Raw genomic sequence first — 14102 nt, forward strand, 5'->3', positions numbered from 1 at the left:
CCGCGGCGGCGCGAGTAGCGAGGCCAAGCGGCCGCGCCGCTTCAAAGACAAAGAACACCCTCTGGCGCTCACCCGTTACCATGTTTGTATACCAGCGATATGCACCCGGCTGGAGTCGCACAGCTAAATTCACACAGGGGGTCTTCGTTGCCGTCGGGACGAGAACTGGCTTACGGCCATCTCAAGGACACAGTGCTCAGCGACCCCTCGATGCAGGGGCAGTTCGTCAACGAACAGGCGCTGGCCGACGAGATCGGGGTGTCCCGAACGCCGATCCGAGAGGCCCTGCTGCTGCTCGCAGCCGAGGAACTGGTGCAGCTCGTGCCCAAGCGCGGCGCCTACATCGCCCCGGTCGGCGGCCGGGAGATCCGCGAGCTGTTCGAGATCCGCGCGATGATCGAGTGCTACGCCGCCCGCCGCGCCATCGAGCTGGACGCGGTGCCGGTGGAGCAGATGCGTGCCGAACTGGCGGCCCAGCGCGAGCTCAGCGGCGACGACCAGGCCCGCGCGTTCATCGACCGCGACCACGGGTTCCACGCCGCGCTGGTGTGCGCGGTCGGCAACGACATGCTCAGCAAGACCTATGACGCGTTGCGGGCTCGTCAGATCCGCGCGGGCATCGTCGCGCTGTTCAGCAGCGGCGGGCGGCGCAAGGCGGTGCTCGTCGAGCACGAGGCGATCCTGGCTGCGCTCGCCGCGCGCGACGCGGAGGCCGCGGCTGCGGCGATCACCGAGCACCTGTCCGCGACGCAGCAGGTCCTGCTGGCGGGCTGAGGCGGACCGGGCCGTGGGGCGTTCCGGTCGGAAAACCCCACGGCCCGGGCGAAATCTGAACCTCACCGCGGGTTCGAGCGCCCGGCGGACAGGCCGATCAGGGTGACCACGCAGGTCGCCGCGAGGTAGCACGCCGGGGCCAGCCAGCTCCCGAACGACGCGAACAGGTACGTGAACAGCAGCGGGGCCAGTGCGCCGCCGATGACGCCCGCCAGCGTGTAGGCCAGGGACGATCCGGTGGCCCGCAGCGCCGGGCTGAACTGCTCGGACACGAACGCCGCCTGCGGCCCGTACATGAGCGCGTGCCAGATCAGGCCGACGATGACGCCGACGATCAGCAGCCCCGCCGAGCCTCCACCGACCATCGGGAAGAACACGAACGGCCACACCCCGGCGCCGATCGCGCCCACCGCGTAGACCTTCCGCCGGCCCCAGCGGTCCGACAGCGCGCCAGCCAGCGGCATCAGCGCCAGCTGCAGCGTCGAGCCCAGCATGACACCGGTGACCGCCCAGCTCTTCGGCATGTCGAGCTGCTGCGTGGCGTAGGTGAGCACGAAGACCGTGAACAGCGCGTAGAGCACGTCCGGGCCGACGCGGGACAGGATCGCCGCCACCAGCGCGCGGGGTTCGCGGGTGAAGACCTCCCGCACGGGTGCCCCGGCTTGCTCGCCTTTCTCCTGCAGCTCCTTGAAAACCGGGGTCTCCTCCAGCTTCACCCGGATCCACAGGCCGAACAGCACCAGCACCGCGGAGAGCAGGAACGCGACCCGCCAGCCCCAGGACATGAACTGCTCCTGGGTGAGCAGCGCCGCGAGCGCCGCCAGCACGCCGTTGGCCAGCAGGTTGCCGGCGGGCGGGCCGATCTGGGCGGCCGAGGCCCAGAAGCCCCGGTGTTTGTCGCTGCCGAACTCGCTGGACAGCAGGACCGCGCCGCCCCACTCACCGCCGATGCCCACGCCCTGGGCGAACCGCAGGACCACCAGCAGCACGGCGCCGAGCGCGCCGACCTGGCTGTGCGTCGGCAGCAGCCCGATGAAGACGGTGGAGATACCGGTGATCAGCAGGGTGATGACCAGCACCTGCTTGCGGCCCAGCACGTCGCCGAGCCGGCCGAACACGAAACCGCCGAGCGGCCGTGAGACGTAGCCGACGGCGTAGGTGGAGAACGCGAGCAGCGTGCCGGACAGCGGATCGTGGCTCGGGAAGAACAGCTGGCCGAACACCAGCGCCGAAGCCACCGAGTACGCGGCGAAGTCGTACCACTCCAGGGAAGTTCCGCTGAGGCTCGCCACGAAGGCCTTGATCAGGTCCTTGCGGGGCGGCCGGGCCGTTGCGGGTAGGGCTTGGGTCATCGGGGTCCTTCTCTTGCTGGGGCTTCCGGTCGGTCGTGGGTGCCAACCACCGGGGTACTGTGATACCAAATGTATACAATCAGTATGCGTACTTTGGAGGACATCTTGTTTCCGCTGCGTTTCGATGTCAACGGTGAAGTCGTCGAGGTGCCGGTGACGACGCTGCTCAACGGCGGCTATGCCGGGCGCAGCCAGGAGGACGTCGCCGCGCACGTCGCCGAGCTCGCCGAGCTCGGCGTGCCCGCGCCGACCAGGACGCCCTGCCTGTACCCGGTGGCGCCCTACCTCGCGATGCAGCCCGACCAGGTGCCGGTGCAGCACGGCCGCACCTCCGGCGAGGCCGAGTGGGCGCTGATCGTCGCCGGGCCGGAGGAGCGGGACGTCCTGCTGACGGTGGCCTGCGACCACACCGACCGCCAGCTGGAGGTGCACGGCGTCGCGTGGAGCAAGCAGGCCGGGCCGGACGTGCTGGGGCGCAAGGCCTGGCGGCTGGTCGACGTCGCCGACCGGCTCGACGAGCTGACGCTGACCGCCTGGGCGGGCGGCGAGGTGATCCAGCGGGGCACCCTGGCGGAGCTGCTCGCCCCGCAGTTCTGGCTCGACGACCTGCGCGAACGAGGCCTGCTGCAGCCGGGCACCGTGCTGCTGTCCGGCACCATCCCGATGGACGCCGCGGTGGACCAGTTCGCCGACACCTGGCGGGTCGAGCTCGGCGACCCGAAGACCGGGGACGTCCTTGCCTGCGAGTACCAGGTCCGCCGCATGCCCGAGCCGGTGGAGTGAACCAGCGGGTTTCCACTGGTCGGTTCTCGTACGCGTTTTGGGTCGCCGCAGCCGCAGCGGCCCAAAACGCTCGCGAACCGGCGCCGCCGCGCCCTCCTGCCGAGCAAGATTTTGAACTTATTGAGAAAAACTTGCAATAGCATCTATTGTTCAGGGGTGCTGAATCGTCGTGCTTCATTCGTCGCTGTTCCGGTCGCCCTGAGCCTGCTCGGGGCGGGGTGCGCCGCGCCGTCCGCGCCGGGCACCGGTGACCCCGGGTCGATGCTGCTCGCCGACGGCTACGAGCCGGAGAGCCTGAACCCGCTGCTGGGCTACGGCGTGGAGGGTGCCGCGAAGTTCTACGACGGCCTGCTGGCCTTCGACGGCCAGTCCGCGCTGCGCCCCGCGCTGGCCACCGAGGCACCGCAGGCCACGCCCGACGCCAAGACCTGGACGGTCAAGCTCCGCGACGGCGTCCGCTTCCACGACGGCACGCCCTTCGACGCCGAAGACGTCGTCGCCACCTACAAGGCAGCGACCGACCCCTCCTACGCCGCAACGGTGTCCTCGGACTTCGACATGCTCGCCGACGTCCGCGCGCTCGACCCGCACACCGTGCAGTTCGACCTCAAGATCCCCTACGCCGCCTGGCCGTCAAAACTGGTGCTGGGCATCATGCCGAACGAGCAGCTCGCCGAGCCGAAGTCGCAGGAGAGCTCCCCGCTCAACACCAAGCCGCTCGGCACCGGGCCCTACAAGCTCGTCGAATGGCGCCAGGGCGACCAGATGACCTGGGAGGCCAACCCCGACTACTGGGCCGGTGCGCCCGCCGTAGGCAAGGTCACCGTCGTCTTCGCCAAGGACGACAACACCCGTGCGCAGCGCCTGGCCTCCGGTGAGTTCGATGGCACCGTGCTGCCCCCGGTGCTGGCCGAGAGCGTCGGCCACGACGGCTACCGGACGGTGCACCACCGCACCGCCGACTTCCGCAGCATCGCGCTGCCCAACACGCACCCGGTCGCCGGCGACCGAGCCGTGCGGCTGGCGCTGAACCTCGCGGTCAACCGCGAGGGCATGATCCAGGCATTGCTGGGCGGGCACGGAAAGCCGGCCTACGCCCCGATCCCGGAGTCGATGGGTGCCAACTTCGAGCCCACGGCCCGCTTCGACTTCGATCCCGAGCGCGCCGCGAAGCTGCTCGACGAGGCCGGTTGGCGGGTCGGCGGCGACGGCATCCGGGAGCGGGGCGGCGTCCGCGCCCAGTTCACCGTGATGTATTTCGCCGACGACAGCCTCCGCAAGGACCTCGCCCGCGCGTTCGCCTCCGACGCCAAGGCGATCGGCATCCAGGTCGAGCTCGCCGGGGTGGACCGCGCGGCCGTGCCCGCTCGGCTGGCAACCGACGGGCTCGTGCTCGGCGGTGGCGACCCCATCGACCCCGACCCGCAGGTCTACACCGGCCTGCACTCGTCGGTCATCGGCACCGGCACCTACAACAACCCGGGCCAGTACCGCAACGCCGAGGTGGACGCCGCGCTCGACGGCGGTCGGCAGGAGGTGGACCCGGCGAAGCGGGCGGAGTTCTACAAGCAGGCGCAGCGCGCCTACGTCGCCGACCCGGGCCTGGTGTACCTGGCGTTCATCGACCACAGCTACGTGATGCGCGACGGCAAGTGGTCCGGTTACCAGCCGCCGGTCGAGCCACACGTGCACGGGACCACCTGGGGCCCGTGGTGGAACGTCGAGGCCTGGAAACCGCAGGCATGAGCCGCGCGATCGGCCGGTTGGTGCTGCGGCGGATCGGGTTCGCGGTACCGGTGCTGGTGGTCGTGGCGTTCGGGGTGTTCCTGCTGGCCGCGGCGTCCCCATTCGACCCGGTCCACCAGTACTACGGAGTGGAGCTCTTCGGGGCGTCCGCGGCCGACGTCGCGCAGGTGCGGGCCCGGCTGGGGCTCGACGACCCCGTGCTGGTGCAGTTCTGGCACTGGGCGACCGGCGTGTTCGGTGGCGACCTCGGGGCGTCGCGGTCGTTCCGGCAGCCGGTCGCGCGGGTCGTCGCGGAACGGCTGCCGTGGACGCTCCTGCTGACCGCGACCGGGCTCGCGCTGGCCGTGGTGATCGCGCTGGTGCTGGGCACCGTCGCGGCCTGGCGGCAGGGCGGCTGGATCGACCGGTTCGTCACCGCCATCGGCCACGCGCTGGAGGGCGTGCCGCCGTTCGTGCTGGCACTGCTGTCGATCGCGGTGTTCTCGCTGGGGCTCGGCTGGCTGCCGGTGGCGGGCCTGACCGACGCGGGCGCTCCGGTGTCGTTCGGGCAGGTCGCCGAGCACCTGGCGCTGCCCGCGCTGGTGCTGGGCATCTCCCAGTCGCCGTGGCTGGTGCTGCACGTCCGGCAGTCGATGCTGACGTCGCTGTCCGAGGACCACGTGACCGGGGCGCGGGCGCGCGGGCTCGCGGAGAGCACCGTCGTGCTGCGGCACGCGCTGCCGACTGCGCTGCTGCCGTTCGTCACGCTGATCGGCGCGCGGGTTCCGGAACTGGTCACCGGGGCGGTGCTGGTCGAGGAGGTCTTCTCCTGGCCAGGCCTGGCCGCCGCCGTCGTCACCGCCGCGATGGCGGTCGACTACCCGCTGCTGGCGATCCTGACGCTCGTGGCGACCGCGGCGGTGCTGATCGGCTCGCTGTTCGCCGACATCGCGGCGATCGTGCTAGACCCGAGGGTGGCGACCGATGGCTGAAGAAGATACGCAACGTGATTTGCGTAGCGGTGCCGGTGCTGGAGCCTCAGACTCCGCCTCGACTCCGGGATCCCCGACTTATGTATATCCAATACACGGCATCGGGGCTGTCCTCGCGAGGCGACCTCTGAGAAACCGCGGCGGTGCAAGTGTCGTGGCTCACCGCAAGCGGCTTCGCGGCTTTTTAAAGACATCCAACGAGTTCACATCGGTCGGACCGTGGCGATTCGCCGGCCGCAGGCGCGCCGGGGTGCCGCGGACCCGGGCGCGTTTGTGGGTGTCAATAGGCGGCCTCGCGGTCCTCGTGCTGGCGGCGATCGCGGTGCCCGCGCTGTTCGGCAGCGAATCGGTGCGCTACGACTCGATCCGGCTCGCGCCGAGCCCGGCGCACCCGTTCGGCACCGACTCCGGCGGGCGGGACCTGTTCGTGCAGTCCCTCGCCGGGCTGCGGATCTCCTTGCTGGTGGCCGGTTTCAGCGCGGTGGTGTCCACTGTGCTCGGTTCGTTGGTGGGCGCCGTCGCGGGCGGCGTCGGCGGCTGGCCGGACCGGCTGCTGATGCGGCTGGTCGACACCATCAACTCGGTGCCGCACCTGCTGCTGGGCATCGTGATCGTCGCGCTGTACCGGGGCAGCCTGGTCGCGGTGATCCTGTCCATCGCCCTCACGCACTGGACGACCGTGGCACGCATCGTGCGCTCCGAGGTCCTGTCGCTGCGCCACCGGCCCTACATCGACGCGGCGATCGCGGGCGGTTCGTCGCGGTGGCGGATCCTGCTGCGGCACCTGCTGCCCGCGATCGTGCCGCAGGCGGCGCTCTCGGCAGTGCTGCTCGTGCCGCACGCGGTGTGGCACGAGACCGCGCTGAGCTTCCTCGGTCTCGGCCTGCCACCGCACCTGGCCAGCATCGGGAACATCCTCGGCGACGGCCGGGAAGCGGTGCTGCTCGGCGCTTGGTGGATCGTGCTGTTCCCGTCGGTGCTGCTGGTGGCGACGACGCTGGCGGTGTCGGGACTGGCCGCGACCTGGCGCGATCGGGTCGTGCCGCGACGGCGATCGGAGTTGGCGCTGTGAGCGAACCGCTGCTCGAACTGGACCGGCTCTCGGTGCGCTTCCTGCTGGGGCGCGGCACCGAAGTGCGGGCGGTGACCGACGCGACGCTGCAACTGCGGCCGGGCCGGGTGCTCGCGCTGGTCGGGGAGTCCGGCTGCGGCAAGTCGGTGCTGGCCTCGGCGCTGCTGGGGCTGCTGCCCGGGAACGCGCAGGTTCGCGGCGAAGCCGTGCTGCGCGGCGGCATCGAGCTGCTGTCGGCGCCGGAGCCGGTGCTGGCCGGGCAGGTCCGCGGCCGGCACGTCGGCCTGGTGCCGCAGTCCGCGAGCACCCACCTGACACCGGTGCGGACCGCGCGCAGCCAGCTCGTCGAGGCGATCCGGGCGCTGGGCGGCGTCGCCGGGCCGGACGAGCTCGCCGAACGCGTCGGGCTGGACCCGGCCGACCTCGACCGCTACCCGCACGAGCTCTCCGGCGGGATGGCCCAGCGGGTCGCGGTGACGCTGGCGCTGGCCGGCAACCCGCAGATCATCCTCGCCGACGAGCCGACCACCGGGCTGGACCGGCCGCTGGTGCACCGCACCGTCGACCTGCTCGCCGAAGCCGCCATCGACGATCGCGCCGTGCTGCTGATCACCCACGACCTGGCCGCCGCCCGCCGGGTGGCCACCGACATCGCGGTGATGTACGCCAGCCGCATCGTCGAGGCCGGGCCCGCCGAGCAGGTGCTCGCCGACCCCTGGCACCCGTACACCGCGGGGCTGCTCGCGGCGCTGCCCGACGGCGGTTTCCGGCCGATCCCCGGCCACCCGCCTGCCCTCACCGAACTGGCCCGCATCGAACAGGAATGGGGTTGCGTGTTCTGCCAACGCTGCCCGGACGTGCCCGGATTCGGGCCGTGCACGGGAGATCCGGAACTGCTCGACCTCGGCGACCGGTGGGTTGCCGCGCACCCGCCGTGCTGAGCGCGACCGGCCTGGTCGCCGGCTACCGGAGCGGCGAACCGGTGCTCGACGGGGTCGACCTGGACGTCCCGGGCGGTGCCGTGGTCGGGCTGGCCGGGCCGAGCGGGTGCGGCAAGTCCACATTGGCCAGGGTGCTCGGGCTGCTGCACGAGCCGTGGTCCGGGCAGGTGTCGCTCGACGGCGAGCCGGTCAGCGGCTTCCGGCACGCGACGCCGCGAGAGCAGCGCAAGGCGATCGGCATCGTCTTCCAGCAGCCGCGACCCGCCGTCGACCCGCGCTTCACGCTCCGCGAGATCGTCGCCGAACCGCTGCGGGCCACCGGAGCCGCCGGCGACGTCGACGAGCTGGCCGACGAGGTGGGGCTGACCGCGGAGCTGCTGTCGCGGCGGCCGCACGAGGTCAGCGACGGGCAACTGCAACGGGCCTGCCTGGCGCGGGCATTGGCGTTGCGGCCGGGCTACCTGATCTGCGACGAGATGACCGCGATGCTGGACGCGTCCACCACGGCGGCGCTGGTGCGGGTCGTGGACCGGCGGGTGAACGAGCACGGCACGGGGGTGCTCGCGATCAGCCACGACGAGGACCTGCTGCGGTATTGGGCGGTGCACGTGGTTCGCCTCTGCGGGTCGATATGACATGGTGGGGCCGAAACGCGGTCGCGGGGGACCGCTCGGTACTGACGACGGACCCGAGGAGTCGACGTTGAGCGAGGGCGAAGGCACCACCTTCATGCAGTGGCGGGAGCGGGCCCAGACCGAGGTTCGCGACGACGGGCCCAAGATGCGGGCGGTCATGATCACCGCGGCGGTCGTGGTGCTCGTCGGAATCATCGTGGGATCCGTGATCCTGCTGCTGTCCTGATGCGGGCGTCCGCGATTTCAATGGAAATCGGATGTCAGATTTCCATTGAAATTGCGGGAGTTATCCACAGCCTCCGGCGTGTCGTGGACCGACACGCCGGAGGTCCACAATTTCCATTGGAATCGCGGTGATCGAACCCGGGTTGGGTCACTGCCGGGCGGGGAGCTTGGTGACTAGCAGGCGCGACACGCGGTGGCCGTCCATCGCGCGGACCGTGAAGCGGTGGCCCAGGGCCTCCAGCGAATCTCCCTCCGCCGGGACGCGCCCGAGCCGACTCACCACGAATCCCGCCACCGTGTCGTAGGGACCGTCGGGCAGTGCGATCCCGGTCTGCTGCTCGAACTCGGCGCGGTGCAGCAGCCCGTCGGTCTCGAAGCTGCCGTTGCCCTTGGGGCGAACCGGGGCCGTGCTCGGGTCGTACTCGTCCCAGATCTCGCCGACGACTTCCTCCACCAGGTCCTCGACGGTGACGATGCCCGCGGTCCCGCCGTACTCGTCGACCACCACCGCCAGGTGCCCGCCCCGCCGCCGCATCTGCGACAGCGCCGCCAGCACCGGCTTGCTCGCCGGCAGGGCGGTGACCGGCCGCGTCAGGTCGCCGACCGTGCGCGCCGCCTCGCGTCCGCCGTGCGTCGTGGCGAGCAGGTCTCGGACGTGGATGAAACCGACGATGTCGTCGGCGGTGTCCCGGATGACCGGGTACCGCGAGTGCGGCTTGCCGGCCACCTCGGCGACCGCCTCGGCCAGCGGCGTGGTGCGGTCCAGGAAGTCGACCTCGGTGCGCGGCACCATCACTTCGCCGAGCACCCGGTCGGTGGCCCGGAACGCGTCGCTGAGCAGCCGCCGCTCCTCGATGGTCAGCTGCTCGTTGGTGCGCACCATGTCCCGCAGCTCTTCCTCGCTGACCTTGTCCTCGTCGGCGCGCAGATCGATGCCGAGCAACCGGACCACCGCGTTGGTGGACCTCGACAGCAACCAGATCAACGGCCGCGACAGCGTCGCCAGCCGGTCCAGCACCCCGGCGGTGACCATCGCGACGCCCTCGGACTTCTGCAACGCCAGCCGCTTCGGGGCGAGCTCGCCGAGCACCAGCGACAGGTACGACACGAACAGCGTCACCAGGACCAGGGCCACCGACGCGGCCACCCCGATCGGCAGGCCCCAACCGGCCAGCACCGGCTCCAGGCGCACGGCGATCGTCGCGCCGCCGTAGCTGGAGGCGAAGAACCCGGCGAAGGTGACGCCGATCTGCACCGCCGACAGGAACCGGTTGGAGTCGGCGCGCAGCTTGGCCACCCGCGCGCCGCGTCGGTCGCGTTCGGCGAGCTTGCGGACCTGGCTCTCGCGCAGCGACACCAGCGCGATCTCCGCGGCGGCGAAGTAGCCGCCGAGCAGCACGAACACCAGCACCAGCGCGATGTTCCAAGCGACACCGTCCATTTACCGATTGTTCCATTCCCGGCCTTCGCGAGCCCTCCACGCCGCCGTCCGGGAACGGGTTCCGCCGAAACTCGCTGCGGTCACCCGGACGAACGGCCATGATGGGCACGATCAGGCGAAAGGAGATTTCATGGCCGTCGAAGGCGTCAGCAAGGTCGTCGTCCCGGTGCGGGACCAGCAGCGCGCAAAGCAGTTCTGGACCGAGACTCTGGGGTTCACGGTTACCACCGACGCCCCGTACGACGACGAGGGCAACCGCTGGGTCGAGGTCACGGCGCCCAACGGCATCTCCACGCTGATCCTGAGCGCCAGCGCGACGGACCAGGCGGTCTTCCCGGTCTACGACGGCGTCCCGTCGGCCACCTTCTTCCTGTACGCCGACGACATCGAGCAGACCTACCGAGACCTGTCGGCGAACGGCGTCGAGTTCCCGGAGCCACCGGTCCGGCAGCCGTGGGGCTGGTGGTCGACCTTCCTCGACAGCGAGGGCAACCGCTTCACCCTCCAGCAACGCCCCGAGTAGAAGCGTTCCCAGGCTCGTGCTGCGCGGCGGTGCGGGTGGTGGAGGCGCGCGAATTCCGCGACTGCGCTCAGTCGGTGGTTCGCCAGTACTGGCGCTTCTTCTCGTCGCGCACGAGGATTCCGTGCTTGACCAGTTCGGTGCGCAGCAGCGCCGCTTCCTTCCCGGCGCGCTTGCGCAGTGCGCGTTCGCGGGCCGCCATCAGCGAGTTGATCCGCAGCGACAGCTCCGGCGTGTCCTCGACCCACAGGCTGTAGGAACCGGTGAACGGGTCCTTGTCCCGCCACGGGTAGCCGTGGTCGGTGAAGGCCCGGCGCAGCGCGAACCTGTCCAAATCGGACGGTTGCCGGACGTGCTCGCCGCCGGATTCGTCCAGCACCACGAGGTTCTTGCCCTCGACGTACACGTAACCGATCTCGGCACGCGCGATGTGCTGCCGCGACCGCCCGACGGTCAGCACCACCTGCTCCGGTTCGACGGTGACAGCCAGCCGCTCCTGCGCCATCAGCCCGGCGAAGCCGAGCCCGAGGATCACGCCGATGGCGATGGCGCCGACCGTGCCCCACGGGTCGGGCACCGACGCGGCGAGCTGGAAGACGCCCTGGAACGGCGCCCACGGCAACCCGGCGACCCAGGCAGACGCCAGCCGCAACAACCAGACGATCAGCGCTCCCAGCAACGGGCAGACGATCCACGAACCGTGCCGGACCAGGCGGTGCTCGGTGACGGTCGTCGCGGCGGGTTCTGCGGCCATGCCGCCATTATCGCCACCGGCCGGGAGCTGGGGCCGCTGGTGCGGCAGAGGGCCCGGGGTGCCGAAGCGCCCGAGCCCGTTCCCCCTCTCCCACCGGATCAGGCTCCTGCCTCCCGGAGCAGGATGTCGACCGCGGCGTCGTTGCGCGCCGTCTCCTTCTCGATGACGTCGTCGGGCGGGTAGAAGCCGTCGATACCGCCGCCGTTGGCCGGGTACATCTCGAAGGTGTAGGCCAGGATCTTGTGCTGGCCCCACATCCAGTCCAGGCTGTCGCCGTCGGTGATGTAGAGGTCGCTGGACTGCTGCGGGGTGTAGCCGTTGGTCTTGGCCATCTCGCCGCCGACCCGCGCGAACCGGTCGTACTCCTTCTGCGTCATGCCCTCGGTGACGTCGTCGCGGGTGTGCCCGAAGGGCCACAGCACGAGCTCGGAGTAGGTGTGGAAGTCGATCGCGGCCTTGATCTGCTGCACGCCTTCGACCACCCGCGAGTCGATGAAGTCGCGCATCGCCGCGGTCTCCGGCGCCGACCACGCGGCCGGTCCCCGGTAGGTCTCGCCGTTCGGGTCGTTGTCGGAGCCGCCGCAGCAGCCCCACTTGTATCCCCAGTTGCGGTTGAGGTCGGTGCCGGCGTCCTGCCGGTTCTTGCGCCACCCCCGGAACTCGCCGGATTCCACGTCGTAGGACGAGCCGTCCGCGTTGACCACCGGGATGATCCAGATCTCCCGGTTGTCGACCGAGTCCTTGATCGCCTGGTCGCCGGGGTAGCCGTCGGTGAGCCGGTTGGCGATGCGCAGGCACATCTCGGTGGTCAGGTGTTCGCGGGCGTGCTGGTTGCAGTCGAACAGCACCTCGGGCTCGTCCTCGTCCTGCCCGACGTTGTCGCTGATCTTCAGCACCGGGATGTCGCGGCCCTGGAAGGACTTGCCGATGCTGGACTTCGCCGCGATGTCCGGGTGGTCCTTCACCACGGCGTCGAGCTCGGCGTTCATCTCGTCGAGGTTGTGGTAGCCCTCGTACCCGGGCGGGAAGTCGCCCGGCACCCGCTGCGCCGGGTTGATCCGCTTGAGCGAGTCGGCGACCTTGGTCTCGTCGTTGAGCACGAACCCGGCAGCGCGCAGCTGCTCGGCCTGCGCCGGGGTGGCCTCCACGGTGGCCACCGCGCCGGACACCGCGATGACCTGGGCGCCGATGCGGTTGATCTCGGTTCGGGCCTTGCTGTCGGTGTTGGGAACGGTGTAGGTGGCCAAGTCCTGGGCGGCGGTCGCCCCGGTCGGCTCCGCGGACCCGCTGGCCTGGATTGGGGCCAGCAGGACCAGGCACGCGGCGGCTGCCACGGTCACTGCCTTGCGCCGTGAGCTGAACATCGGGTCTCCGATCGATCACTGGTGGTGATGTTGGCAGGTTCTAGGAGCCGCCCGATGTTGGCAAGCCACTGGCGAACAATGGCCTACCGTTGACGTTTTCCCATTCCGGACCTCGTCCGGGGTGACTGCGACCGGGTTCGAGGACGGCCGCATCCCGCGGCGATTACCCTGGTCGGTGAAGCCCCCGGGTATTGGAAGGACGCACATGCTCACCCGTACCGACCTGCGCGGTCGCGTTCCGTCCACCGTCGAGCTGCGCGCGACGCTGCCGCGCGCCGAGATGGACGTTGAGCACGTGCTGCATCGGGTCCGGCCGGTGATCGAAGCGGTCCGCGACCGCGGGGTGGAAGCCGTCCTCGAATTCACCGAGAAGTTCGATTCCGTCCGACCGGAACGGGTGAGGGTGGCGGCTGGTGAGCTGCGGAAGGCCCTCGACGAGCTCGACCCGCCGGTGCGCGCAGCCCTGGAGGAGTCGATCGCCCGCGCCCGCAAGGTGCACGACGACCAGCGGCGCATCGACACGACGACGCAGGTCGTGCCCGGTGGCACGGTCACCGAGCGCTGGGTGCCGGTCGCCCGCGTCGGCCTGTACGCGCCGGGCGGGCTGGCGGTCTACCCGTCCAGCGTGGTGATGAACGTGGTCCCGGCGCAGGCCGCCGGGGTGGAGTCGCTGGTGGTGTGCAGCCCGCCGCAGGCGGAGTTCGCAGGCCTGCCGCACCCGACGATCCTGGCCGCCGCGCAACTGCTCGGCGTCGAGGAGGTCTGGGCGGTCGGCGGCGCGCAGGCGGTGGCGCTGCTGGCCTACGGCGGGCACGACACCGACGGCGCCGAGTTGGCGCCGGTGGACATGGTGACCGGGCCGGGCAACGTCTACGTGACCGCCGCCAAGCGGCACCTGCGCAGCCTGATCGGCATCGACTCGGAGGCCGGGCCGACCGAGATCGCGGTACTGGCCGACGAGACGGCCGACGCGGCGCACGTGGCCGCCGACCTGATCAGCCAGGCCGAGCACGACACCCTCGCGGCGAGCGTGCTGGTGACCACCTCGGTCGAGCTGGCCGACGCGGTCGACGCCGAGCTGAAGCGCCAGGTGGCGCAGACCAAGCACGTCGAGCGGATCAGCACCGCGCTGGCCGGCGAGCAGTCCGGCTGCATCCTGGTGTCCACTGTGGAGGACGGCCTCCGGGTAGTGGACGCGTACGCCGCCGAGCACCTGGAGATCCAGACCGCGGACGCCGAAACGGTCGCCGCGCGGGTGCGCAACGCGGGCGCGATCTTCGTCGGCCCGTACGCGCCGGTGTCGCTGGGCGACTACTGCGCGGGCTCCAACCACGTGCTGCCCACCGGCGGCTGCGCGCGGCACTCGTCCGGCCTGAGCGTGCAGAGCTTCCTGCGCGGCATCCACGTGATCTCCTACAGCGAGCAGGCACTCCGCGACGTCGCGGACCAGGTGGTGGCGCTGGCCAACGCCGAGGACCTGCCCGCGCACGGTCAGGCGGTCACCGCCCGCTTCTCCCGCTGAGC

The 14102-nt window shown here is 70.8% G+C and carries 14 protein-coding genes; 10 read left to right on the top strand and 4 right to left on the bottom strand.

The window, feature by feature from the left end:
* Nucleotides 1-147: 147 nt before the first annotated feature.
* Nucleotides 148-774, top strand: a complete 627-nt coding sequence (locus SSPN_RS0103045) for a GntR family transcriptional regulator (RefSeq protein ID WP_029534917.1) — start codon at nucleotides 148-150, stop codon at nucleotides 772-774.
* A gap of 62 nt (nucleotides 775-836) precedes the next feature.
* Here the strand turns inward: SSPN_RS0103045 and SSPN_RS0103050 are convergent, their stop codons facing one another.
* Nucleotides 837-2126, bottom strand: coding sequence for an MFS transporter (locus SSPN_RS0103050; RefSeq protein ID WP_010306674.1), 1290 nt, complete (start codon nucleotides 2124-2126; stop codon nucleotides 837-839).
* Between the two features lie 105 nt (nucleotides 2127-2231).
* On the opposite strand from SSPN_RS0103050, the gene SSPN_RS0103055 reads away from it, so the two are divergent.
* The 7 genes from SSPN_RS0103055 to SSPN_RS57495 all read left to right on the top strand — a co-directional run bounded on the left by SSPN_RS0103055 (nucleotide 2232) and on the right by SSPN_RS57495 (nucleotide 8500).
* Complete coding sequence (locus SSPN_RS0103055) at nucleotides 2232-2909, top strand: DUF2848 domain-containing protein (RefSeq protein WP_029534919.1); 678 nt, start codon at nucleotides 2232-2234, stop codon at nucleotides 2907-2909.
* A 156-nt stretch (nucleotides 2910-3065) separates the two neighbouring features.
* Nucleotides 3066-4655, top strand: a complete 1590-nt coding sequence (locus SSPN_RS0103060; protein WP_010306680.1) for an ABC transporter substrate-binding protein — start codon at nucleotides 3066-3068, stop codon at nucleotides 4653-4655.
* A complete protein-coding gene (locus SSPN_RS0103065) occupies nucleotides 4652-5626 on the top strand; it encodes an ABC transporter permease (protein WP_010306683.1) in 975 nt (324 codons plus the stop codon). Before SSPN_RS0103060 ends, SSPN_RS0103065 begins: the two co-directional genes overlap by 4 nt.
* A gap of 277 nt (nucleotides 5627-5903) precedes the next feature.
* Entirely contained in the window at nucleotides 5904-6698 is a 795-nt protein-coding gene (locus SSPN_RS0103070) for an ABC transporter permease (RefSeq protein ID WP_237710429.1), read from the top strand.
* Nucleotides 6695-7639, top strand: a complete 945-nt coding sequence (locus SSPN_RS0103075; protein ID WP_010306690.1) for an ABC transporter ATP-binding protein — start codon at nucleotides 6695-6697, stop codon at nucleotides 7637-7639. The genes SSPN_RS0103070 and SSPN_RS0103075 overlap by 4 nt, the downstream gene beginning before the upstream one ends.
* Nucleotides 7633-8274 carry an ABC transporter ATP-binding protein gene (locus SSPN_RS0103080; protein WP_029534920.1) on the top strand — a complete coding sequence of 214 codons (642 nt, stop codon included), beginning with the start codon at nucleotides 7633-7635 and terminating at the stop codon, nucleotides 8272-8274. Before SSPN_RS0103075 ends, SSPN_RS0103080 begins: the two co-directional genes overlap by 7 nt.
* 67 nt (nucleotides 8275-8341) lie before the next feature.
* Complete coding sequence (locus SSPN_RS57495) at nucleotides 8342-8500, top strand: hypothetical protein (RefSeq protein ID WP_010306696.1); 159 nt, start codon at nucleotides 8342-8344, stop codon at nucleotides 8498-8500.
* Nucleotides 8501-8647: 147 nt separating this feature from the next.
* Here the strand turns inward: SSPN_RS57495 and SSPN_RS0103090 are convergent, their stop codons facing one another.
* Complete coding sequence (locus SSPN_RS0103090) at nucleotides 8648-9940, bottom strand: hemolysin family protein (RefSeq protein WP_010306700.1); 1293 nt, start codon at nucleotides 9938-9940, stop codon at nucleotides 8648-8650.
* 130 nt (nucleotides 9941-10070) lie between these two features.
* Here SSPN_RS0103090 and SSPN_RS0103095 point away from each other — a divergent pair, with 130 nt between their 5' ends.
* Complete coding sequence (locus SSPN_RS0103095) at nucleotides 10071-10463, top strand: VOC family protein (protein ID WP_010306702.1); 393 nt, start codon at nucleotides 10071-10073, stop codon at nucleotides 10461-10463.
* Between the two features lie 67 nt (nucleotides 10464-10530).
* Here SSPN_RS0103095 and SSPN_RS42225 read toward each other — a convergent pair whose 3' ends face one another.
* Nucleotides 10531-11214 (bottom strand): YqeB family protein, encoded by a 684-nt coding sequence (locus SSPN_RS42225; protein WP_010306706.1) that lies wholly within the window; start codon nucleotides 11212-11214, stop codon nucleotides 10531-10533.
* Between the two features lie 98 nt (nucleotides 11215-11312).
* Entirely contained in the window at nucleotides 11313-12578 is a 1266-nt protein-coding gene (locus SSPN_RS0103105) for a M14 family metallopeptidase (protein ID WP_010306710.1), read from the bottom strand.
* A 205-nt stretch (nucleotides 12579-12783) separates the two neighbouring features.
* Between SSPN_RS0103105 and hisD the strand changes: the two genes are divergently transcribed.
* On the top strand, nucleotides 12784-14100 hold the full coding sequence (gene hisD / locus SSPN_RS0103110) for a histidinol dehydrogenase (protein WP_010306714.1): 1317 nt from the start codon (nucleotides 12784-12786) through the stop codon (nucleotides 14098-14100).
* Nucleotides 14101-14102: the final 2 nt, after the last annotated feature.

It is taken from the genome of Saccharopolyspora spinosa NRRL 18395, from assembly GCF_000194155.1.
In the GTDB taxonomy this organism is placed as follows: domain Bacteria; phylum Actinomycetota; class Actinomycetes; order Mycobacteriales; family Pseudonocardiaceae; genus Saccharopolyspora; species Saccharopolyspora spinosa.